17 protein-coding genes are annotated in these 22,094 nt (G+C 55.5%); 6 read left to right on the plus strand and 11 right to left on the minus strand.

The features are described from left to right. Positions 1-2 precede the first annotated feature (2 nt). The 5 genes from AC5Q5A_RS10250 to cysD form a co-directional block, all read right to left on the minus strand. A complete protein-coding gene (locus tag AC5Q5A_RS10250) occupies positions 3-1,628 on the minus strand; it encodes a Y-family DNA polymerase (protein WP_493895197.1) in 1,626 nt (541 codons plus the stop codon). Further along, positions 1,540-2,352 carry an ImuA family protein gene (locus tag AC5Q5A_RS10255; protein ID WP_493895198.1) on the minus strand — a complete coding sequence of 271 codons (813 nt, stop codon included), beginning with the start codon at positions 2,350-2,352 and terminating at the stop codon, positions 1,540-1,542. Before AC5Q5A_RS10255 ends, AC5Q5A_RS10250 begins: the two co-directional genes overlap by 89 nt. 86 nt (positions 2,353-2,438) lie before the next feature. After that, a complete protein-coding gene (locus AC5Q5A_RS10260) occupies positions 2,439-3,341 on the minus strand; it encodes a GIY-YIG nuclease family protein (RefSeq protein ID WP_493895199.1) in 903 nt (300 codons plus the stop codon). 153 nt (positions 3,342-3,494) lie between these two features. Further along, a complete protein-coding gene (gene cysN, locus AC5Q5A_RS10265) occupies positions 3,495-5,414 on the minus strand; it encodes a sulfate adenylyltransferase subunit CysN (RefSeq protein WP_287444142.1) in 1,920 nt (639 codons plus the stop codon). Continuing rightward, positions 5,414-6,319: a sulfate adenylyltransferase subunit CysD gene (cysD, locus tag AC5Q5A_RS10270; protein ID WP_063088424.1), complete on the minus strand. Its 906-nt coding sequence runs from the start codon at positions 6,317-6,319 to the stop codon at positions 5,414-5,416. The genes cysN and cysD overlap by 1 nt, the downstream gene beginning before the upstream one ends. Before the next feature lie 343 nt (positions 6,320-6,662). Here cysD and AC5Q5A_RS10275 point away from each other — a divergent pair, with 343 nt between their 5' ends. Beyond that, entirely contained in the window at positions 6,663-7,463 is an 801-nt protein-coding gene (locus AC5Q5A_RS10275) for a hypothetical protein (protein WP_493895200.1), read from the plus strand. A 157-nt stretch (positions 7,464-7,620) separates the two neighbouring features. Beyond that, a complete protein-coding gene (locus AC5Q5A_RS10280) occupies positions 7,621-8,838 on the plus strand; it encodes an aminotransferase-like domain-containing protein (protein WP_493895201.1) in 1,218 nt (405 codons plus the stop codon). Between the two features lie 108 nt (positions 8,839-8,946). On the opposite strand, the gene AC5Q5A_RS10285 is transcribed toward AC5Q5A_RS10280, so the two are convergent. The 4 genes from AC5Q5A_RS10285 to AC5Q5A_RS10300 all read right to left on the minus strand — a co-directional run bounded on the left by AC5Q5A_RS10285 (position 8,947) and on the right by AC5Q5A_RS10300 (position 12,567). Beyond that, positions 8,947-9,081: a DUF2474 family protein gene (locus tag AC5Q5A_RS10285; protein ID WP_083952901.1), complete on the minus strand. Its 135-nt coding sequence runs from the start codon at positions 9,079-9,081 to the stop codon at positions 8,947-8,949. Beyond that, positions 9,081-10,073, minus strand: coding sequence for a cytochrome d ubiquinol oxidase subunit II (gene cydB / locus AC5Q5A_RS10290; RefSeq protein ID WP_493895202.1), 993 nt, complete (start codon positions 10,071-10,073; stop codon positions 9,081-9,083). Before cydB ends, AC5Q5A_RS10285 begins: the two co-directional genes overlap by 1 nt. Before the next feature lie 2 nt (positions 10,074-10,075). Continuing rightward, a complete protein-coding gene (locus AC5Q5A_RS10295) occupies positions 10,076-11,464 on the minus strand; it encodes a cytochrome ubiquinol oxidase subunit I (protein ID WP_493895203.1) in 1,389 nt (462 codons plus the stop codon). Positions 11,465-11,670: 206 nt separating this feature from the next. Beyond that, complete coding sequence (locus AC5Q5A_RS10300) at positions 11,671-12,567, minus strand: LysR family transcriptional regulator (RefSeq protein WP_493895204.1); 897 nt, start codon at positions 12,565-12,567, stop codon at positions 11,671-11,673. Positions 12,568-12,676: 109 nt separating this feature from the next. On the opposite strand from AC5Q5A_RS10300, the gene AC5Q5A_RS10305 reads away from it, so the two are divergent. Further along, complete coding sequence (locus AC5Q5A_RS10305; protein ID WP_493895205.1) at positions 12,677-13,681, plus strand: YeiH family protein; 1,005 nt, start codon at positions 12,677-12,679, stop codon at positions 13,679-13,681. 172 nt (positions 13,682-13,853) lie between these two features. Here AC5Q5A_RS10305 and AC5Q5A_RS10310 read toward each other — a convergent pair whose 3' ends face one another. Both AC5Q5A_RS10310 and adh read right to left on the minus strand, forming a co-directional pair. Continuing rightward, the gene (locus AC5Q5A_RS10310; protein WP_493895206.1) at positions 13,854-14,255 is read right to left on the minus strand and encodes a DUF779 domain-containing protein; all 402 of its coding nucleotides are present in this window, start codon (positions 14,253-14,255) and stop codon (positions 13,854-13,856) included. A 72-nt stretch (positions 14,256-14,327) separates the two neighbouring features. After that, a complete protein-coding gene (adh, locus tag AC5Q5A_RS10315) occupies positions 14,328-15,848 on the minus strand; it encodes an aldehyde dehydrogenase (RefSeq protein ID WP_493895207.1) in 1,521 nt (506 codons plus the stop codon). 406 nt (positions 15,849-16,254) lie between these two features. Here adh and AC5Q5A_RS10320 point away from each other — a divergent pair, with 406 nt between their 5' ends. The 3 genes from AC5Q5A_RS10320 (at position 16,255) to glpD (ending at position 21,980) form a co-directional block, all read left to right on the plus strand. Beyond that, positions 16,255-18,156 (plus strand): sigma-54-dependent Fis family transcriptional regulator, encoded by a 1,902-nt coding sequence (locus AC5Q5A_RS10320; protein WP_493895208.1) that lies wholly within the window; start codon positions 16,255-16,257, stop codon positions 18,154-18,156. A 93-nt stretch (positions 18,157-18,249) separates the two neighbouring features. After that, the gene (gene asnB, locus AC5Q5A_RS10325; protein ID WP_493895209.1) at positions 18,250-20,184 is read left to right on the plus strand and encodes an asparagine synthase (glutamine-hydrolyzing); all 1,935 of its coding nucleotides are present in this window, start codon (positions 18,250-18,252) and stop codon (positions 20,182-20,184) included. A gap of 251 nt (positions 20,185-20,435) precedes the next feature. Then, positions 20,436-21,980, plus strand: coding sequence for a glycerol-3-phosphate dehydrogenase (gene glpD / locus AC5Q5A_RS10330; RefSeq protein ID WP_493895210.1), 1,545 nt, complete (start codon positions 20,436-20,438; stop codon positions 21,978-21,980). Positions 21,981-22,094: the final 114 nt, after the last annotated feature.

The raw sequence follows: 22,094 nt of genomic DNA on the forward strand, positions 1-22,094 counted from the left end.
CATCATCCGGCAAACAATCCATGTACCGACCAGATATCCTGCCCGGCATGGCCACTGCGAAACAGCCAGATCAACCGGCCTTTCTGATCGCAGATGCGGAAATAATCGCGTGTCATCTGCGACAGGGCGTAATGATCCCGGTCCAGATGGCTCCACCATTCCGGGCAGATGCGCTCTGGCCCGTCGGCCCGCAACACATCAATCATCATCTTGCGCCAACGCAGTTTTGTCGGCGCGCCGTTGGCACTGCGTTCCATGACATCAACCGGTTCGGGCGGATCAATCAGCCGCACCGGGCGTTTGGGCAACGGCGCATCCGCAAGACGTGCCGGTTTGGCAGCCCCGGTGGGCGATTGCCGGATGGCGGCCCGTTCGGGCAGGTGGCTGGCATGATGGGCCGGGCGATATAAAATGTCCTTGGGGCCCAGATGATGGGCAATGCGATCAAGCAGTTGGGCAAGGGCGATATGATCGCTGCTGTCATCCTGTTTGCGATCAAGGCGGACCTGACGAAAGGCAACATGTTCGACCCAGGGGGCATAGACAATCACCTGTTCGATGCCAAAGCCGGTATCAACCCCGGGCATCTTTTCTGCGAGCAATCGCAAGGTATGGCTTTCGGACTGGCAGGGCGTGCCGGTTGTGGTCGTGATGGTATGGGCATGGCCATCGACCCGAATGGACCGGACGATCAGGCGCCTAAGACCAAGGTTTTCATCGCGCAGTTTGGCACAAAGTTCCGCCACCATGCTTTCAATCGCATGCGCCAGCGTGTCAGCACTCCCCAATGGTTCGCCAAAGTTCTGTTTGATTAGCCACGGCGCATCGGGCAGCTCGAAATTCAGATGTTCGGGCAGGCGGCCATAAAACTGATCAAGGCGATGCAGCACATCCGGACCAAGGCGGGTGGTGATATTGGCACGCGGCAGGGGTGTGATATCGCCCAGTTGTTTCAGGCCAAGGCGTGCCAGAACCGCGATGATGTCATCAGATAGCCGCAGACACGATACCGGAAACCCGGCCGCAATCCCGTGATCGCGTGGCAGGGACAAGATGCGCTCACCGGATGCGCCCGGATGGCAACGCGCCGCCGCCCATGCCGCCCCGGCGGTATCGGCAATGGCCGCGCGGGCAGCAATGTCTTGGGCTTTCATGTCGCGCAGGATTTGTTTGATCATGGCACTTTCGCCACCAAACAAATGACTGCCGCCAGTGATTTCAAGCCACATTCCCGCATCCCCATTAAGCCCATGCGCATGCAAGTCCCGATCCGGTGCGATCCATGGGCTATAGCGGTCCATGAAGCGCACCAGACGGGCAAATTTGCCATCACACAGTTCTGGATCTTCGGGGCTGTCCTGAAGATCGGGCAGGATGCTGCGCGCATCAGAAAGGCGCATGCCGCCATGAAGTCCTGCCTTTTGTGCCGCTGCATTCAGGCCGCAGACGAGCACGCCCTTGTGGTCACTGCGCGTGATCACGTGCGGGGTGGCTTGTGCTTTCGGGGCAGTTTTCTGACTGTCAACATCGCGGGGCAGGTCAGGCGTGGGCGTGCCTGTCTTTGGGGTTGTCTTCTGACAGTCGGTTTTCCAGTGGGTCAGCCACAGATAAAGAAAACGTTGTTGCATCGGTTTTGACTTTCCAGCTTCCCGGTCGGACCCCGCGTCCCCCGATCAGGCTGAGATGATGGTCGTTTCCTGTTGGTCGTTCTGTTGGTTCCAAGGCGTTTACAGGTGTGATTTGCCAGCGCGTCCAGGCGCTTGAGGTCGGGATGCGCCCGTTTCTGGCAAGCGGGCGCAAAACAATGATGCGCGTGCCACCACTTTCACAGGCCAGTTGCAGGCGCCGGGCGGTGGTCAGGTCATAGTCGGTGGTTTCAATGATCACCGCACGGACCTGACCGGATTTTGCCACTTCCTCGCAGGTCCAAAGGGCGGTGGCCTGTTGATCCACCGTCATCATCAACGGTTCGGGTTCAAGGGCCGTCATCGGCAGGGACAACGCATAAAACCCGCCCTGATCAAGGGCGCGACGCTGCCGGATCCAGAAGATGCCCTTGCCGGGGGGTGGGGCAGATGGAGCATCAGAGGGCGCATCCACAGACAATGTCGCCAGATACCACGCCAAAAGGGACGCCGCGCAATCATCATGGCCGCACAGAACTTCATGCAGGCCAGTCGGGGCAAGGCCGCCGATGCTGATATGATCGCGCAGGAACGTGCCGCCAAAGGCACGCGCAATGACCCCGTCTGCCCGATCTGGCCCACCGGACAGACAGGAAACCTGAACTTTCCATTGTTGCTCGGCACGCGCCAAAGCTGCGCGTGCCTGATGAATGCGTCTGTCTGACATTTTATTGTTCCTGTTTTGTTCTATTTTATGTGGTCAAAGCGGAACAGGAGTCAATAGGTGCATTCTAGCAGATGCTTGATATCAATTTAGTCGGTGTCAGAAGGCAGTTCAGTCGAAGAACTGATTTGTTCATTTTGCCAGTCTGCATAGGTCTTATTCGTGCCTGCGACGCGCCAAGTTGTACGGCCATTATCAGGGCGTCCAAAAATAGTTGCAGATGCGGCACTCGGACTGGAAAAAATTGTATCCTCTTTGAAATAAAGAATTCCGTCACGCTCAGGAACCAGACGCCCTTCTTCAATGAGTTGTTCATGAAGACTACGGTAGCCACCAGCACTGCTATCCCACGATGATCTTGCATGAGAGCCCGCTAGTACAACAAAGTCGCCGTCAACTTGCCGTGCTTTCGCGGTCAATTTGTATTTTGGGCTATAAATTTCAAATGTGGGAGATCTTTCAGTGGAGGCCTCTTTTATGAGCGGGGATTCTGCTGTATTTGGCTTTTCTCTAAGGAAATCCATACCCAGAACAGGCATCACAATTCGAATTTGCTCGATAAAAAATTCCATATCGGCAAGGTCTGCTTCTGGTAGGTAACCATACTCAGGTGCTGTAGCGTTAACGAGATTAATGCGCCCAGTGCTAGCTGCGATAGAAATTAAGCGGCTCTCCAAATACCTTGCGTGGGCTTTGGTAAGGTTTTGGTCTTTGCTGGTGATTACGAATGTTTTGTCCCAAAATTCTTTTGATGCATCATTGTTGTGACTTATCAGGCGTCGCGAAACGTTGTCACTTTCCCCTATGTAGACGAGAGTTTTGTTTGGGTTCTCTGGGTTTGGACCTGAGAGGAAGTAAACACCCGTTCGGGTAACTTCATGGCGTTTCAGTAAGTGGGGCAGGTTGATCCTTGGTGCGGAGATAATATGTCCAGTCCAATTCATTATCTCGGCAGTAATAATTCCAGTAGGTGTACCATCTACAAGGAACAATCTGATACTTCTGCCCATAGCCATAAGATGTGCATGCCTTTGCTAATGCGTGTATAGGTAGCTTTAGTTTAAGCTTATTCGTTTAATGGCTGTCAAAAGAAAACCCGGCATTCGCAAATGCCGGGTTTTCCTGAATATATGTCTGAATGCAGATCAGATTTCCGGGAACCAGGCCCCGAGAACACCGAATTCTTCAAGCTTGGAGACAATCGCCTCTGCGGCTTCTTCGGCGGTTTGATCGGATGTGTTGACCGTAATCTCGGCGTTTTCCGGCCGCTCATAAGGGCTGTCGATCCCGGTGAAGTTGGCGATCTCGCCCGCACGGGCTTTTTTATAAAGCCCCTTAACATCGCGCTGTTCGCAGACTTCAAGCGGGGTGTCGATAAACACCTCGATGAACTCGTCTTTCTCAACAAGGCTGCGCGCCAGTTGGCGTTCGCTTTTGAACGGCGAGATAAAGGACACCAGCGTAATCACGCCCGCATCGACAAACAGCTTGGCGGTTTCACCAACACGGCGGATGTTTTCCACGCGATCGGCATCGGTAAAGCCAAGATCCTTGTTCAGGCCATGACGCACATTATCGCCATCAAGGGTGTAGGTATGTTTGCCAAGGGCATGGAGCTTCTTCTCAACCAGGTTGGCGACGGTGGATTTGCCCGCACCCGACAGGCCGGTGAACCACAGAATGACCGATTTCTGGCCTTTCTGATAGGCACGTGCCCCCTTGTTGATATCCATTTCCTGCCATTTGATGTTGGTCGCACGACGCAGGGAATGGTTGACCATGCCCGCCCCAACGGTGGCGTTGGTAAAGCGGTCAATGATGATAAAGCGGCCCGAATGACGGTTCTGATCATAGGGATCAAACGCCAACGCCTTGTCGGCCGAGATATTGGCAATCCCGACTTCATTAAGCTCAAGCGTTTTTCCGGCCACATGTTCAAGCGTGTTCACATTGACCTTGTATTTAAGGTCGCTGATCTGCGCATTGGCAACCTGTGCGCCCATCTTGATCAGATAGGGGCGGCCGGGCAGAAGATGATCTTCATGCATCCAGATGATGCGGGCTTCGAACTGATCGGCAAAGTCGGGTTTGGCATCCGCATGTGCCAAAATGTCGCCACGCGAAATGTCGATTTCATCTTCAAGGGTCAGGGTAATTGCCTGACCGGCAATGGCTTCATCTAGGTTTCCATCAAAGGTGACGATGTCCTTGACCTTGCTGGTCTGACCCGATGCGGTCACGACAACCTCGTCACCCGGTTTGACGCGGCCTGATGAAATGGTGCCGGAAAAGCCCCGGAAATCAAGGTTCGGGCGGTTGACCCACTGCACCGGCAAACGGAACGGCTTTTCAATCGCATCCTGTTCGACCTGCACATCTTCAAGATGGGCCAGAAGCGTCGGGCCGGAATACCAGGGCGTATTCGCGCTCGGCTCGATCATGTTATCACCACGCAGGGCCGAAAGCGGGATCGCGGTGATCGAGCTATAGTTCAACTGTTCGGCGAATTTCAGATACTCGGCAACGATCTGATCAAACTTGGATTGGTCATAGTCGATCAGGTCCATCTTGTTAACGGCCAGTACCACATGCTTGATGCCCAAAAGCGATGTGATGAAGCTGTGACGACGGGTCTGGGTCAGAATGCCCTTACGAGCATCAATCAGGATCACGGCAACATCAGCAGTCGAGGCACCGGTCGCCATGTTACGGGTATATTGTTCGTGGCCGGGGGTATCGGCGACGATGAATTTGCGCTTGTCGGTCGAGAAGAAGCGATAGGCAACATCAATGGTGATGCCCTGTTCGCGTTCGGCCTGCAAACCATCAAGCAGCAAGGCGAAATCAATCTCGCCGCCCTGGGTGCCGACCTTGCGGCTATCTGATTCAAGGGCGGCCAGCTGATCTTCAAAGATCAGTTTGGAATCCCAAAGCAGACGCCCGATCAGGGTCGATTTACCGTCATCCACGCTGCCGCAGGTGATGAAACGCAGAAGGCTTTTTTCTTCCTGAGCCTTGAGGTAGCCGAGAATATCATCGGCGATCAAATCAGACTTGTGTGACATCAGAAATAGCCTTCCTGCTTCTTCTTCTCCATCGACCCGGCCTGGTCGTGGTCAATCATGCGGCCCTGACGTTCGCTTGAACGAGTCAGGAGCATTTCCTGAATAATATCGGGCAGGGTGGCTGCCTCGGACTCGACCGCCCCCGTCAGCGGGTAGCAGCCAAGGGTCCTGAAACGCACCGATTTCATTTCCGGCGTTTCGCCCGGGTTCAGCGGCATGCGGTCGTCATCGACCATGATCAGCATGCCGTCGCGTTCGACCACCGGACGTTTGGCGGAATAATACAGCGGCACAATCGGGATCTGCTCGAGATAGATGTATTGCCAGATATCAAGCTCGGTCCAGTTCGAGATCGGGAAAGCACGGATGCTTTCACCCTTGTTGATCCGGGCGTTATAGATATCCCACAATTCCGGGCGCTGGTTTTTCGGATCCCATCGGTGGGTTTCGGTCCGGAAGGAAAACACGCGTTCCTTGGCACGTGCCTTTTCCTCGTCACGGCGTGCACCGCCAAAGGCGGCATCGAACTTGTATTTGTTCAGCGCCTGTTTAAGCGATTCCGTCTTCATGACATCGGTATGCAGGCTGGAGCCATGGGTGAACGGTCCAATGCCGCGCTCCACGCCGTCCTGATTGATGTGAACAATCAGATCAAAGCCATATTCAGCCGCCATCCGGTCGCGAAATTCGATCATTTCGCGGAATTTCCAGGTGGTATCGACATGCATCAATGGAAAGGGCGGCGGGGCCGGGTAAAACGCCTTGCGCGCCAGATGCAGCAGAACTGATGAATCCTTGCCGATGGAATAAAGCATCACCGGCCGCTCGAACGATGCCGCCACCTCGCGGATGATGTGGATACTCTCTGCCTCAAGCTGGCGGAGATGGGTCAGATTAGGCTGCATTCTCTTTCCTGCCGATCGATCATAAATGTGGCAATCAACACATAATTTAGTGTTTATAAAAGTATTTCACTTAGCTTTGATGGGTAATATGGAACGCCCCGCAACGCAAGTGTGATTTCTATTTTTACACAAAATTTTGTAGTCGAATGACTATCAACACCTTTAATAGTGTTTAATTCGAAAGGCGTGGCAGGGCAAGTTTATTTGCATCGCAGGGCCTTTGTTTTGGTAGGGAGACCTCAATCATACCTTCCGAGCTGGATTAAGCCAGATGCATTGACCAGATACCCCATTCATCGCCATATCAATCGCACGCAATTGCGGCGGCGATATGTGGGGGGCGATGAACGGACACGCACAGCCATTCAAGACCTGGATTATTCAGGATGGTATGGCCCTGATGTGGCAGGGGCGGGGCATTGTTGCCATTTCGGTGTTGCTGACGGTTCTGATCAGCGGGCTTGGATCTGTCATGCCCGGCCCGGCATTGCTGGACGCTGAAGGCACGCCCAACCTGACGGGCGCCATCTGGCAAGTCATCTGGTTTGCGGTTTATGCCATTCCGCTGATCCCCGTTGCCTATGTCAGCCACATCGCTGTCCTGAGGGGCGAGGTCGGGTTTGCGGCCATGCTATCAAACGGTTTGGCCGGGGTGCTGCATTTTGCGCGGGGCATGATGGCTGCAGCATTGGTGGTGGCGGTTTTGGGCACGCTCTATCAGCTTGTGTTTGTGTCTGATCTTCTATTGATGAGTACAGGCCGCGTTGATGCGTCGGCCGCTTTGCGTCTTGGTGCGGGGGCTGTGGTGGCCCTTCTGGCCTTTGTCCTGTTTGTGCTGTTGGGCGCATGGGGTGCGATGATCGTTCAGGCGGGGCAGGCAAGGTTTGGCGATGTTCTGGCCGTTGGACGGCGATGCTTCTTCTATCTGCTTGTGCGACTCTTGGCGGTGGTTCTGTTCCTGCCCATTCTCTCAGCCTTGGTGTTGCCAGTCATGGGGCAGGTGGTGGCGATACTGGTTGCCATCGGCATCCCCGCCGATCCGGCATTTCTGATCGTCAGTGCTGTATTTTCCGCGTTGATCGGCTGTTTCGCGGTTGTGCTGGTTTCCGTGGTCTTTTGTCGGGCCTGGCTGCTGGCAAAATAAAGGGCACAGAGCAAAACCGCATGGGGCTGTAACAAGCTTGGCGATAGACCAAATTGTAATTTTATTTCAAATTTAGATGGTTCGATAAAATAAACTTGATTTAGGTCAGTGTTGCTTGCCAAATAACGGCAATGTTGCTGACCTAAAGAGTGCTGCCATGTCTGTTCAATGGAATGAAATGATCGTCGCCGATGCCCGTGCCCTGCGGGCGTCCGAAATTCGTGACCTGCTGAAAGTGGCCGAACGGCCAGAGATTATTTCATTTGCCGGTGGTGTGCCCGATCCCAAGCTTTTCCCGCTTGCGACCTTTAATGATGTTTATGGCGATCTGACCGGCGATGAGCAGGCCGGGCGTCGCAGTCTGCAATATTCCATCAGTGAAGGCCTGCCCGGGCTGCGGCAATGGATTGCGGACGATCTGGCGGCGACGGGGGCTGTGCGCGATATTGATAACATCCTGATTACCTGTGGCGCGCAGCAGGGGCTGGATATGCTCGCCCGCCTGTTGCTGGAACCGGGGCGCGAGATCGTTCTGGAAAAGCCAAGCTATCTTGGCGCGATGCAGGCCTTTTCCATGCGTCGGCCAAGCTATGTCGGCATTGCCATGGATGATGAGGGGCCGGTGATTGCCGAACTTTATGCCGCCTTTGCCAAGGGGGCCCGGATTGCCTATCTGTCGCCGGATTTCCAGAACCCGACCGGGCGATCCTATTCGCTTGATCGCCGTTTGGCGGTGCTGGAGACTGCGCGCAAATATGGCGCGGTGATCCTTGAAGACGCGGCCTATTGCAAGCTTGCCTATGAAGGTGAAAGCCTGCCGTCGCTTTTGGCCCTTGATGACACCCATGGCGATCCGGATGCCGGAACGGTTATTCAGTTGGGTACCTTTTCCAAAACGCTGGCACCGGCCCTTCGTATCGGCTGGATCACGGCACCGCGCCCGGTGATCCGTCAGCTTGTTTTGATGAAGCAGGCGGGGGATCTGCATGTTTCTACGATCAATCAGGAAATCGCACTGCGTGCCGCGTCGAAACTGTTCCCAAGCCATCTGGAAACCCTGCAGGATGCCTATCGCGCCAAACGTGATGTGATGCTGGGCGCGCTTGAGGACTTCATGCCCGAAGGTGTCAGTTGGTCGCGCCCGCAAGGGGGCATGTTTGTCTGGTTAACATTGCCCGACAACATCAACAGCCGCGAACTTCTGATCGATGCGATGGAGGATGCCAAAGTCGCCTTTGTCCCCGGTCAGGCATTCTTCTGTGATCAAAGCGGCATCAATACCGCGCGCCTGAGCTTTGCCACCGAAAGCAACGAACGTATCCGCGACGGGATTGAACGTTTGGCCCTGCTGATCCGGCGCAAGGACAACCAGTAAGCAAAAAAGAACCCGGCAGCGGGTGGGGAGTGCTGCCGGGTAGAGACCTGCTGTCGGGGGTAATGAAGCAGGTCACGGGAGTTTGCATTCGTCAGGGCATGTGCATGGTCATGCCTGCCCCATCAGGGCGCGCAGCAGTAATGATGCTGCGCCAAGCACGACAACCCCGCCGACATAAAGGCCGACAAACCACAGCCATCTGCGGGCTTTTGGGGATTTGACAGGTGATTTGATGCTGGCCATCAGTGATACCCCTCATCCCCGGTCTTGCCGCGAAATACCCAATAGGCATAGGCGGTATAGGCCAGAATGATCGGCAGCAGGACCACAGCCCCCACCAGCATGAAGGCAAGGCTGTTTTCCGGGGCGGCCGCATCGCGGAATGTGATCATCGGCGGCACGATATTGGGATAAAGCGTGATCCCGAAGCCAAGATAACTCAGGAAGAAAATGCCAAGCGTGATGCTAAACACCGTCTTTTCACGCTTCTTGACCGCGTGCCACAGCCAGTAGAGCAACCCGACCGTCACAAGCGGAATGGGGGCGAGATACAGCATGTTTGGCAATTCAAACCAGCGCTGGGCATAGGCCGGGTTGACATAGGTCGTCATCAGCGACACCACGCCAAGATTGGCCGCCATCCAGATTACGGCTGGTTTGGCAAGTTTGCGCAAGTTGCCCTGAAAATTGCCTTCCATTTTCATGATCAGCCAGCCGGTGCCAAGCAGGGCATAGCCCACCACAACTGCCGTGGCGCAGAACACCGAAAACGGGCTCAGCCAATCAAACGCACCGCCAACAAAACGCCCGTTTTCAACGGCGATGCCTTCGATAAAGCCGCCCAGCATCGCGCCTTGCATCGCGGCTGCGATGATCGAACCGGCGGAAAAGGCAAAGTCCCAGTGTTTCTGGTGGTTCTTGCTTTTGAACCGGAACTCAAACGCCACACCACGGAAAACAAGCGCCAACAGCATCGTGAAGACCGGAATGTAAAAAGCGGTCATCAGCAATGAATAGGCCTGCGGGAAGGCGGCATAAAGCCCACCCCCGCCCAGGATCAGCCAGGTTTCATTGCCATCCCACACCGGGGCGACGGTATTCATCATCCGGCCGCGATTTTTCGGGTTCTTGATGAAGGGAAACAGGATGCCAATGCCAAGGTCAAAGCCATCCAGCGTGACATAGGCAAAGACGGCAACAGCAATCAGCAGAACCCAGATCAGTTGATAATCCATGATCATTCTCCTGCCACGGGCGGATGTGCGGCGGTCGATTGGCGACCACCCGCCCGCAAGATTTCGGTTTCTTCAGGGATGTGGGCGCTGCGCGGGTCCTTGACCATGGCGCGCAGGATATAGGCCGTGCCGACCCCGAACACGATGGCATAAACCACAACAAAGGCGATCAGCGATCCGGCAATGGCAGTCGGGGCGACGGGCGACCCGGCCTCGGATGTTCGCATCAGGCCATAGACCACCCAGGGCTGCCGCCCGACCTCGGTGGTAAACCAGCCCGCCAGAATGGCAACAAAGCCACTTGGCCCCATCAGAAGGGCAAAGCGATGCAGATAGCCACAGCTATAAAGCTTCTTGCGCAGGCGTGCGATGACACTCGCAATGCCCAGAAGTGCCATCAAAACACCCAGCCCGACCATGATCCGGAAGGTCCAGAACACAATTGCCGCGTTCGGGCGATCTTCAGGCGCGAAGTCCTTCAAACCCGTGATCTTGCCATCCCATTCATGGGTCAGGATCATCGACCCCAGCTTGGGAATTTCGAGTGCGTATTTGGTTTCTTCCTCTTCCATGTCGGGCATGCCAAACAGGATCAGGGGTGCACCTTCGCGGGTGTCAAAATGCCCTTCCATCGCGGCCACTTTGGCCGGCTGATGTTCAAGGGTATTAAGCCCGTGCAGGTCACCGGCAAAGATCTGGATCGGGCCGAGGATGGCCGCCATCCACATCGCCATGGAAAACATGATCCTGGCCGCCCGGTTTTCGCGATCACGCATCAGATGCCATGCGCCAACCGCACCAACCACAAGGGCGGTGGTGAGGTAAGCCGCCAGCACCATATGCACCAGACGATAGGGGAAGTTCGGATTGAAGATTGCGTCGATCCAGCTTGAAACAACCGCCCGGCCATTTTCGATCACATAGCCGTCAGGCGTTTGCATCCAGCTATTGGCCGACAAAATCCAGAAGGCCGAGAAAAGGGTGCCGATCGCAACCATGGTGGTAGCGGTAAAGTGCAGCTTCGGCCCGACACGGTTCAAGCCAAACAGCATGATGCCAAGGAACCCGGCCTCAAGGAAGAAGGCGCTCAGCACCTCATAGGCCAGAAGCGGGCCGATCACACCGCCGGTAAATTCGGAAAACGGTCCCCAGTTCGTGCCGAACTGATAGGACATCACAATCCCGGATACGACGCCCATGCCAAAGGCCAGGGCAAAGATTTTCATCCAGAATTTGTAAAGCGAAAGATAGGTCTCGTCCCTGGTGCGCAGCCACAGGGCTTCGAGCACAAACAGGAAGCTTGCCAGTCCGATGGTGAAGGACGGAAAGATAATGTGGAACGAGACGGTAAAGGCAAACTGTATGCGCGCCAATAGTTCTGCATCAAGCATTGGCAGGGTCCTCTAAGGTGGCGAAGCCTCTGGACAACTCTGCATCTTCCGCGATCGGAAGTGCCCTTTGACGGATGCATGTGTCGTTGGTGGGTGGCGCATGCACAGGTTGCCCTGTCAGACCGACCATTAGAACCGACCCCGAAATGCTGCATTGCGAATGCGCAATTTACACTTGGAATATTTTTAAATTCGATTGTAGCGATCTAGGTGCTCGGTGGCGAAAGGCACAGTTTCTCAAGTGCTAGCGAACTTTGCGTTTGCTGGCGTTCTTTATGGCGCAGCACCATGAATTTGCGCGGTGGGATCGGGAAGTTGGCACGCGCAAGGCGGCCCTGGGCGATCAGCGAGCTGACCGCGAATTGTGAAACGGCGGTGGCGGCGATGCCGTTTTCAACCGCGGTAATCACCGCCTCGTTACTGGGCAGGACAAGTGCGGTGCGCAGGCGCGCGGGGTCAACGCCCAGATCGCGCAAGGCGGTTTCGAATTCCGATCTGGTGCCTGAACCTGCTTCGCGCAGGATCCAGTTGGTCTGGGTGACAAGGGCCTGTGGGTTTAGCGCGCGGCCATTGGCCCAGGGGTGTTTGGGGGAAACAACAATCACCAATGCGTCTTCGGCGACTTCGCGTTTGGCCAATGCCGGTTCATCAATGTCGCCTTCGATAAAGCCGATATCGGCCGCCCCGCCACGCACCGCATCGGAAACGGTTTTGGTGTTGCCAATCGTCAGGCGGATTTCGATGCCGGGATACTGATCATGAAATTTCATCAGAAACGGCGGCAACCAGTAACTGGCAATCGTCTGACTGGCATAAACATTAAGCTCCCCGCGTTGCATGCCGCCCAGTTCCGCCAAGGTCAGTTCTGCTGCCCGTGCACGGGCCAGTGTTGATTTGGCTTCATCAAGGAACAATCGCCCGGTCTGGGTCAGCTCAATCCGCCGTCCGACCCGGTTAAACAGCGCCACACCATAAAAGCCTTCAAGATTCTTGATCGCGGAGCTGACGGCCGATGGCGTCAGGCCAATGGCCTCAGCCGCGCGGGTCAGATGTTCGCGTTCGGCAACCGCGACAAAGATCTGAAGCTGTTCAAGTGTCATCATGGTTACGTTCAACCGTTCAATTTAATTGAATGAAACATGAGTTTTTATTCGATGGAAGTAAATGGTTGGGTGTGGGATTTTCTGCCTGTGATCAAAACACAGGAAAACCATGTTTTTTAACACCCACCTCAAACCGATCTTGCCCGGGCTTGCTGTAACCGTTCTGGTCGCACTTGCCGCCAAGCTGGCCGAACATGCCGAGCGTATGTTGTTCGGGCGTGGCTGGGTGGAAAGTCTGGTTTTTGCCATTCTGATCGGGGTGGTGGTGCGATCCGTGTTTGGATTGGCGCCGCGCTATTTTGCCGGGGTGCGGTTTTGTGCCAAGACGGTGCTTGAAATTGCCATTGTACTTTTGGGGGCGTCGATTAGCGCGCAGGCCATCGGGTCGGCCGGGGGCGGGTTGGTTGCGGCCATCATCGCGGTGGTCTGTATCAGCCTGTTTGTCAGCTATCACATCGGGCGCGCACTTGGCCTATCGAACCATCTTTCGATGCTCGTCGCATGCGGCAATTCAATCTGTGGCAATTCGGCAATTGCGGCAACCGCCCCGGTGATTGAGGCACAATCAGATGATGTGGCGGCCTCGATCTCCTTTACGGCGGTTCTGGGGGTACTGTTTGTTTTTGTTCTGCCGATGCTTCATGCCGGGCTTGGATTATCGGCAACCCAATACGGGATATTTTCAGGGCTAACCGTCTATGCCGTGCCGCAGGTTCTGGCGGCAACCGCCCCGGCTGGCACCCTTGCGGTTCAGGTCGGCACGCTGGTCAAACTGATCCGGGTTCTGATGCTGGGGCCAGTGATCTTTGCGCTGGCCGTGATTGGCGGTCGGGCACGTGAAACCAAGCTTCCGATTGCCCAGGTCGTGCCATGGTTCATCATCGGCTTTATCGCCATGATGGTGGGCTGTTCGTTTGATCTGATCCCCGATATTGCCCGCGCGCCGATCAAAACCACATCGTCCTTCCTGACCATCCTTGCCATGGCCGCTTTGGGATTGAGTGTTGATATCCGCAATATCCTGCATGTTGGCGGGCGGGTGGTGATGGCGGCCCTGTTGTCGCTGATGTTTCTTTGTGCCCTTTCGGGGGTGGTGCTTGTGGTGCTGGCATAAAAAATGCCCGCTGCCCAAATGGGGGGAAGCAGCGGGCAAGGGGGAAGAAGCCACCCATGCGCCGGATAAGCTGGCAGCTTCTTATGGCGTTTCGCTGGGGGTGGACACCATGGGAGGAGATGTCGAAAACGAAACGCCCGGGTAGATCCAGGATCGAAAAGCGTTGGCTTTGCTAATCCGTGATTGGTGCCTTTTCTTCATGCGCCTTAAGCGCGTTCCATTCTTCGTCGCTAAAGATGCGCGATCGGGTCAGGAAGCGTTTGCCCTCTGGTCCTTCAAGCGAGAACATGCCGCCGCGCCCGTCGACCACATCAATGATCAGCTGGGTATGGCGCCAATATTCGAACTGTGCGCGCCCGATATAGAACGGGCTGCCTTCAATCTCGCCGAGCAACACGTCCTGATCACCGGTTTTGAATTCCCCGTCGGGAAAGCACATCGGTGCACTGCCATCGCAGCAGCCCCCGGACTGATGAAACATCACCGGCCCGTGGATATCCTTGAGCTTCCTGATCAGTTCAATCGCGGCATCTGTCGCAACCACCCTGTCAGGCGCGTTTTCTGATCCAGTCAATGTCACCTCCTTCTTTGCGAAAGGCGACCGGACGCAAGACGGTGCTTGCGTCCGGCTGTGAAGAGGATCGGATCAGAAGAAGCCCATCGGTTTCGGATCATAAGAAACCAGAAGGTTCTTGGTCTGCTGATAGTGGTTAAGCATCATCTTGTGGTTTTCACGCCCGATGCCCGATTGCTTGTAACCACCAAAGGCCGCATGCGCCGGATAGAGGTGATAGCAGTTGGTCCACACACGACCGGCCTTGATATCACGGCCGAAGCGATAGGACCGGTTGGCATCGCGGGTCCAGACACCAGCCCCAAGGCCATACAGCGTGTCATTGGCGATATGAAGGGCCTCGGCATCGTCCTTGAACGTGGTGGCCGAAACGACCGGGCCAAAGATTTCCTCCTGGAAAATCCGCATGCGGTTATGGCCCTTGAAGATGGTTGGCTGGATATAGAAACCATCGGAAAGGTCCCCACCCAGATCGGCCTTGTCACCGCCACACAGGACTTCGGCACCTTCCTGTTTGCCGATATCCAGATAGGACATGATTTTTTCCATCTGTTCGGTCGAGGCCTGTGCACCCATCATGGTGTCGGTATCAAGCGGGTTGCCCTGTTTGATGCTGGCAACGCGCGACAGAACGCTATCCATGAACTTGTCATAGATGCTTTCCTGAATGATCGCGCGCGACGGGCAGGTGCAAACTTCACCCTGGTTCAGGGCAAACATTGCCATGCCTTCGGCGGCCTTTTGGCGGAAATCATCGTCCGCTGCCATGATGTCTTCAAAGAAGATGTTCGGCGACTTGCCACCAAGCTCCAGGGTGACCGGAATGATGTTTTCCGATGCATATTGCATGATCAGGCGGCCGGTGGTGGTTTCCCCCGTAAAGGCGACCTTGGCGACACGGTTGCTTTGTGCCAGCGGCTTGCCGGCTTCCACGCCAAAGCCCTGCACAACGTTGACAACGCCCGCCGGGATCAGATCGGAAATCAGTTCCATCAGAACACAGATTGATGCTGGGGTTTGTTCGGCCGGTTTCAGAACCACACAGTTCCCCGCAGCCAGTGCCGGGGCCAGTTTCCACACCGCCATCAGGATCGGGAAGTTCCATGGAATGATCTGACCAACCACGCCAAGCGGTTCATGGAAGTGATAGGCGACCGTGTTGTCGTCAATCTCGCCAAGCGAGCCTTCCTGTGCGCGAATAGCACCCGCGAAATAGCGGAAATGGTCAATCGCAAGTGGAATGTCGGCTGCCAGCGTTTCACGCACGGCCTTGCCATTGTCCCAGGTTTCGGCGACGGCCAGCATTTCAAGATTGGCTTCCATGCGATCAGCAATCTTGTTGAGCATATTGGCCCGTTCCGTGACCGAGGTCTTGCCCCAGGCCGGGAAGGCGGCATGTGCGGCGTCAAGTGCCTTTTCAATGTCTGCAGAGCTCGATCGTGCAACTTCGCAGAACGGCTTGCCATTTACCGGCGAGACATTTTCAAAATACTGACCCTTGGCAGGGGCCACCCATTCACCGCCAATGAAGTTTTCATAACGGCCTTTGAAGCTGACCTTGCTGCCTGCGTCATTTGGATTCTTGTAGATCATTTGGGTTCCTCCGAGATAACGGGCGATTTGCCGCCCGCATTTTTGATTATGACGATCCGTTACCCGCAAAGGTCGTGCCACTTGGCGATTTCCGTGCCGGCTTGTCAGAAAGAACCTGTTTTTCAGATGGTTGCGGGTTTCCCGTTGAACCGGGTGTTTTGTGCCATCGGTATGACTGGAACAGGGCGATTGGCACAAATTGTTCCAAAAATGGAACACTCATGGTTTTGCCGGAATTGGCGGGCGAAACTGTTTGGCGTGGGGGACGTCAAATGTGTTACGATTTCGCCTGTGATCGCCTGTGATCGCCTGTGATCGCCTGTGATCGGCTGTGGCAAAAGTCACGCACCGGAAGAATCCGGTCCAAAATAATGGCAAAAACACCGACACAAGGGAGATAGCGTCTATGTCAGGAAACCTTCCCGGCGGACGGATAGAAGCAGCCCTGCAGCTGAGCGGTGGGGCGCAAAATCGTGCGGTGCTTGAAAGCTGGCAACGGTGTGAACAACGCTTTGGTCTGGCTCATGACACCTTGCGCCGTCCCGAAGTCATATCTGAAAGCCAGACCCGGCAATTGCGCGATCGCAACGGGCGGCTTTATCACCATGCCCATGACCTTGTGCGCACGCTGTATCGCAAGATCGATGCATCCGGCTATGCGGTGTTTCTGACCGATAATAGCGGCGTGATCCTTGATAGTGTTGCGGCCCATTCCCTGTTGCCATCGTTTCGCACCAACGGCCTGCTCCCCGGTGCGGTCTGGAGCGAGGAACGCGAAGGTACGAACGGCATTGGTACCTGTATTGTCGAAGGTCGCCCGATCACCATCCACAAGGACGAACATTTCCTGGCACAGCATTCGGTTCTGACCTGTACAGCAGCCCCCGTCTTTGATCCTGATGGCAAGGTGTGCTCGGTCCTGGATGTATCGGCTGTGCGCGAAGATATCAAACGCCCCGATTGCCTGCGCGTGCGCGGCATGGTGGCCGATTATGCCGATGCGCTTGAACGTATCCTGTTTTTTGATGAACGCGCCGGTGATGTGATTGTCCACCTTCATCCCGATGCCCGTCATGTCGGATCAACCCGTGATGCGATGATTTCGATTGCGCCAGATGGCACAATCAGCGGGGCGACATCGACTGCGCGTCGCATTCTGGCGGCGTGTGATAATTCCGCCGATATCGCCGATATGTTCGAGATGGATGTCGACAACCTGATTGCCAAACTGGCAAGCCCGGACGGGCAGGGCACCTCGGCAACCCCGCTTAATATCGCGGGCGGCGGGGTTTTGTTTGGCAGTGTCACCATCCCGCAACGGATGCGCCGCCGTTATGTCGGGCGCTCAACACCGGTGGCGCGCAAGGCGCCATCCCTGCCAGCCCGACGCACGACTGATATCCCGGACAAGGACGCCGCGTTGCGGCGCATTTTTGAAATCGGCACGCGGCTTCATGCGCGCGATATCAATGTCCTGATGTCGGGTGAAACCGGCAGCGGCAAGGAATATCTCGCCCGCCACATTCATGATGCCACCCTTGGCAAATCAAAGGCCTTTGTTGCGATCAACTGTGCCGCCCTTCCCGAAGGACTGATTGAAAACGAACTGTTTGGTCATGCCGGTGGCGCCTTTACCGGCGCAGCTCGCGACGGGTTTGGTGGCCGCATCCGCGAGGCCAATGGCGGCACACTGTTTCTCGATGAAATCGGCGATATGCCGCTGGCCGCCCAAGGCCGATTGCTGCGTGTGCTTGAAAGCCGCACGGTTGAGCCGCTTGGCAGCACCAAGTCCGTGCCGGTCGATTTCCGCCTGATCTGTGCGAGCAATGTCGATTTGAATGCGGCGGTAGCCGAGGGCAAATTCCGTGAAGACCTGCTTTATCGCATCAAGGGCGCGCGCCTTGCCGTGCCGCCGTTACGTGAACGCAGTGACCTGGCTGATCTGATTGGGCGGCTTTTGGCAGCGTTGTCGGATGAGTATGTCGCATGCAGTGATGATGTTCTGGCACTTTTGACCCGTCACGCTTGGCCGGGCAATGTGCGCGAACTGATCAATGTGTTGCAATATGCCGCCGTCTTTGCCGAAGACGGGGTGATTGACCGTCATCATTTGCCCGATGATTTCCATGCAACGCAGGATAATGCACCGCCATCGCCGGGCCAGACCATCGCAAGGGCGGAGGCCGATGCCCTGCGCCAAGTCCTTGATGATCAGCAATGGCACATCAGCAACACCGCCAAGGCACTGGGCATTGGGCGCAACACGCTTTATCGCCGGATGGCGCGGCTTGGGATCAATCGGCGTTAAAAATCGTCGAATTACCCGGCTTTTGCGAATGTTTTCATTGTAGGGCACACCGTTATTGTTTTAAGTAACGGCAGGGCTTTACAGGATATTTTCATGTGTGGAATTGCCGGTTTATGGCTGTCTGAACAAGCTGATGCAACGCGCTTGGGCGATCGTGTGTCGCGCATGAATGACGCGCTGTATCACCGTGGCCCGGATGGCGGTGATGTCTGGCTTGATGAGCAAGAGGGTATTGCCCTTGGGCAGCGCCGCCTTGCCATCATTGATCTTTCCGATGCTGGCAAACAGCCGATGCATTCCGCCAATGGCCGTTATGTCATGGTCTATAATGGCGAGATCTATAACGCCCCGGAACTGCGTGAAAAGCTGACGTCGGCCAATATTACGTGGCGCGGCCATTCCGATACCGAAGTCATCCTTGAATGCATTGCCCATTGGGGCCTGCGCGACACCATCAAGCGCCTGATTGGCATGTTCGCCATCGCGCTTTGGGACCGCCAGAAGAAAAAACTGTTCCTTGTGCGTGACCGGCTGGGCATCAAGCCGCTTTACTGGTCGCGTTATGACGGCCATATCGGTTTTGCGTCCGAGGTCAAAGGACTGCTGGCAGGCGATGCCATCTCGCGCGAGGTCAACCAGACCGGCCTTGATGCCTATTTGCGCTTTGGTTATGTGCCATCGGGGCTTTCGATCTATGCCCATGCCAAGATGCTGAAACCCGGCCATATCCTTGAAATTTCATCGCATGATCAGGCGACCGAAAACGCCTATTGGTCGGTCGAAGATGCGGTGCTTAACGGGCAGACACATGCCTGGAGCGGCGATGATCAAAGCGCAATTGATGCGCTTGAAGATTTGCTGCGCGATGCGGTGCAACGCCGCATGGTGGCCGATGTGCCGTTGGGGGCGTTCCTGTCGGGCGGGATTGATTCATCAACCGTCGTTGCCCTGATGCAGTCGGTTTCAGACCGGCCGGTCAAAACATTCTCCGTCGGGTTCGAGGACGAGGCCTTTAACGAGGCGGCCTTCGCCGGTGAAGTCGCAAAGCACCTCAAGACCGACCATACCGAGCTTTACGTGACACCCAAGGATGCGCTTGATCTGGTGCCGAAGCTTTCGGAAACCTATGACGAGCCGTTCTTTGACAGTTCTGCCATTCCGACCTATCTGATCTCGGCCCTGACCCGCAAACACGTTACCGTGGCCCTGTCGGGCGATGGCGGGGATGAAACATTCGGCGGCTATAACCGCTATCTGTGGGCCAAGCAGCTCAGTCGCGCGGCTGGCAGCATTCCATTTGGCAGTGGGCTTGTGTCGCGTGGCCTTAAAATGCTTTCGCCCGATCATTGGGACAAGCTTATCGGGCTGATGCCGGGCAAGAAATCGACCAGTGCGATTGGCGATAAAATCCACAAGGCCGCACCGCTGCTGGCGATCCGCGATGATATTGATCGCTATCATGCGCTGATTTCGCTGTTTGATCCGGACAAGCTGCGCGGCAAGCATGCATCGAGCAAGAAATTCCGTGTGCCGGGCGAGAAGTTCTGTCGCAACCGTCATCTCGATTATGTGTCCTCGATGCAGGCCATGGATACGATGATGTATATGGTCGATGATGTGTTGACCAAGGTGGACCGGGCATCGATGGCCAATTCGCTTGAGGTGCGCGTGCCGTTTATTGATCATCGTGTGATCGAGTTTGGCTGGCGTTTGCCCGCCCGGCTTAAGATGAATGGATCGGTCGGCAAATATGCCCTGCGCCAGATCCTGTATAAATATGTTCCGCGCGAAATGATTGACCGGCCGAAAACCGGCTTTGGCGTGCCGCTGGCCCAATGGCTGCGCGGGCCGCTTCATGAATGGATGGGCGACCATCTGGCCAATGAAGCGCTTTATACCGACTTCGGTCTGGATCGCCGCCAGATCGAAAAGCTCCGGTCAGAACATATGTCGGGCAAGCGCAATTGGGGCCATCAGCTTTGGACGATTGCCATGCTGTCTGACTGGCAGAAACGCTGGCTGGCCTGATCTGCCCTGACATATTGCGTGTTGCGCACACTTGATCCCCGTCTGAACCTCAGGCGAGGTTTTTCATTTTCGTTCACGAATGAACGTTTTCTTTCCTGTGGTTGATTCGGGTTTATCAAGCATAACTGAAGCATGTGCGTGCAAGAGGCGCATGGCTGTGTCGAATAAATGTCACAATTCGAAACTTGAAAATTTTCGAAAATGAACTATTTTCTCATCAAAGAGTTTCCCTTCTGCGATGAGAGGCCCCCATGGCTGGCACTTCAAACTATGATCTAATCATTATCGGCGGCGGCATTAACGGTGCCGGGATCGCGCGCGATGCGGCGGGCCGGGGCCTTAAAGTGTTGCTGTGTGAAAAGGATGATCTGGCCAGTGCCACCTCGTCGGCCAGTACAAAGCTGATCCATGGTGGGTTGCGCTATCTGGAGCATTACGAGTTCCGTCTGGTGCGCGAAGCGCTGACCGAACGCGAAGTATTGCTGGATAATGCGCCGCATATCATCTGGCCGCTGCGCTTTGTGCTGCCACATCGCAATGATCTGCGTCCGGCCTGGATGATCCGTCTTGGATTATTCCTGTATGACCATCTTGGCGGGCGCAAAAAGCTTCCGGCGTCCGAGGGCATTTCATTTGCCAAGCACGTTTCGGGTGCGCCGCTGCGTGACGAGATGACAAAGGGCTTTGTCTATTCCGATTGCTGGGTCGATGATGCGCGGCTTGTGGTTCTTAATGCCATGGACGCAAAGGACATGGGGGCAGAGATTTTGACCCGCACTGAATGTGTCGGGGCAAATCGCACAGGCGATGGTTGGAATGTGACGCTGCGCGATCAGGAAACCGGCGAAAACCGTGAGGTATCAGGGCGCATGCTGATCAACGCCGCTGGGCCGTGGTGTGCCGATCTGATCAATCCGGAAAACGGTGTGGTTAAATCCGACACCAAGGCCAATATCCGTCTGGTCAAGGGCAGCCATATCGTCGTGCCCAAGATGTTTGACCATGATTTCTGCTATATCTTCCAGAACGGTGATGGCCGCATTGTCTTTGCCATTCCCTATCAGGATGACTTCACCCTGATCGGCACCACCGATGTTGATTTCAAGGGCGATCCGGCCAAGGTCAAGATTGATCAGGATGAAATCGATTACCTGTGCAAGCTTGCCAGCGGCTATTTCAAAAAGCCGATCGCATCTGATGATGTCGTCTGGACCTATTCCGGGGTGCGGCCGCTTTATGCCGGTGAGGGCGCGGAAGCAAACGCCTCCAAGGTGTCGCGTGACTACACCCTTAAACTTGAAGCCAACGGTGATCATGCCCCGGCACTGCATGTGTTTGGTGGCAAAATCACCACCTATCGCAAGCTTGCCGAACATGCGCTTCAGATCATTTCAAAGGAACTGGGTACCAAGGACACCCCGTGGACGGCCAATGCTGTGCTGCCGGGTGGGGATTTCCCCAATGCATCCTATGAGGCAGCCTTTGCTGATTATGCCGCGCGCTATGACTGGATGGATGCGGTGATGCTCAAACGTCTGCTGCGCGCTTATGGCACGCGGATCGACCAGATTGTTGGTGATGCAAAAACTGTTGGTGATCTTGGCAAATGTTATGGTCATGACTTGTATGAGGCAGAGGTCCGCTATTTGATCGAAAACGAATGGGTGCGTGATCTTGATGACCTGATCTGGCGGCGCTCGAAGCTTGGTCTGCGGTTGTCTGGTGATCAGGTTGCGGTCCTGCGCGAACGTTTGGCACAGGAAAAGTCAGACCATAAATCGGTTGCCGCCGAATAAGCCATTGATCGCCTGCGAGCTGTCAGGCCTGATCACCGGATTGTTGGCCGGGCGCGGCAATGGGCTGGGCTAGGCTCGTGGAATGTCTGCCACCTGACAGTTTGGCAAGGGACT

The sequence above is a fragment of the Thalassospira sp. CA1 genome (assembly GCF_059052855.1).

Bases quoted from the DNA above. Each gene is read 5' to 3' on its own strand.
- adh (WP_493895207.1), bottom strand. From the start codon at position 15,848: ATGATCTACAAGAATCCAAATGACGCAGGCAGCAAGGTCAGCTTCAAA.
- asnB (WP_493895209.1), top strand. From the start codon at position 18,250: ATGTGTGGAATTGCCGGTTTATGGCTGTCTGAACAAGCTGATGCAACG.
- AC5Q5A_RS10280 (WP_493895201.1), top strand. From the start codon at position 7,621: ATGTCTGTTCAATGGAATGAAATGATCGTCGCCGATGCCCGTGCCCTG.
- glpD (WP_493895210.1), top strand. From the start codon at position 20,436: ATGGCTGGCACTTCAAACTATGATCTAATCATTATCGGCGGCGGCATT.
- AC5Q5A_RS10300 (WP_493895204.1), bottom strand. From the start codon at position 12,567: ATGATGACACTTGAACAGCTTCAGATCTTTGTCGCGGTTGCCGAACGC.
- AC5Q5A_RS10255 (WP_493895198.1), bottom strand. From the start codon at position 2,352: ATGTCAGACAGACGCATTCATCAGGCACGCGCAGCTTTGGCGCGTGCC.
- AC5Q5A_RS10250 (WP_493895197.1), bottom strand. From the start codon at position 1,628: ATGCAACAACGTTTTCTTTATCTGTGGCTGACCCACTGGAAAACCGAC.
- cysN (WP_287444142.1), bottom strand. From the start codon at position 5,414: ATGTCACACAAGTCTGATTTGATCGCCGATGATATTCTCGGCTACCTC.
- AC5Q5A_RS10285 (WP_083952901.1), bottom strand. From the start codon at position 9,081: ATGGCCAGCATCAAATCACCTGTCAAATCCCCAAAAGCCCGCAGATGG.
- cysD (WP_063088424.1), bottom strand. From the start codon at position 6,319: ATGCAGCCTAATCTGACCCATCTCCGCCAGCTTGAGGCAGAGAGTATC.
- cydB (WP_493895202.1), bottom strand. From the start codon at position 10,073: ATGGATTATCAACTGATCTGGGTTCTGCTGATTGCTGTTGCCGTCTTT.
- AC5Q5A_RS10295 (WP_493895203.1), bottom strand. From the start codon at position 11,464: ATGCTTGATGCAGAACTATTGGCGCGCATACAGTTTGCCTTTACCGTC.
- AC5Q5A_RS10320 (WP_493895208.1), top strand. From the start codon at position 16,255: ATGTCAGGAAACCTTCCCGGCGGACGGATAGAAGCAGCCCTGCAGCTG.
- AC5Q5A_RS10275 (WP_493895200.1), top strand. From the start codon at position 6,663: ATGAACGGACACGCACAGCCATTCAAGACCTGGATTATTCAGGATGGT.
- AC5Q5A_RS10305 (WP_493895205.1), top strand. From the start codon at position 12,677: ATGTTTTTTAACACCCACCTCAAACCGATCTTGCCCGGGCTTGCTGTA.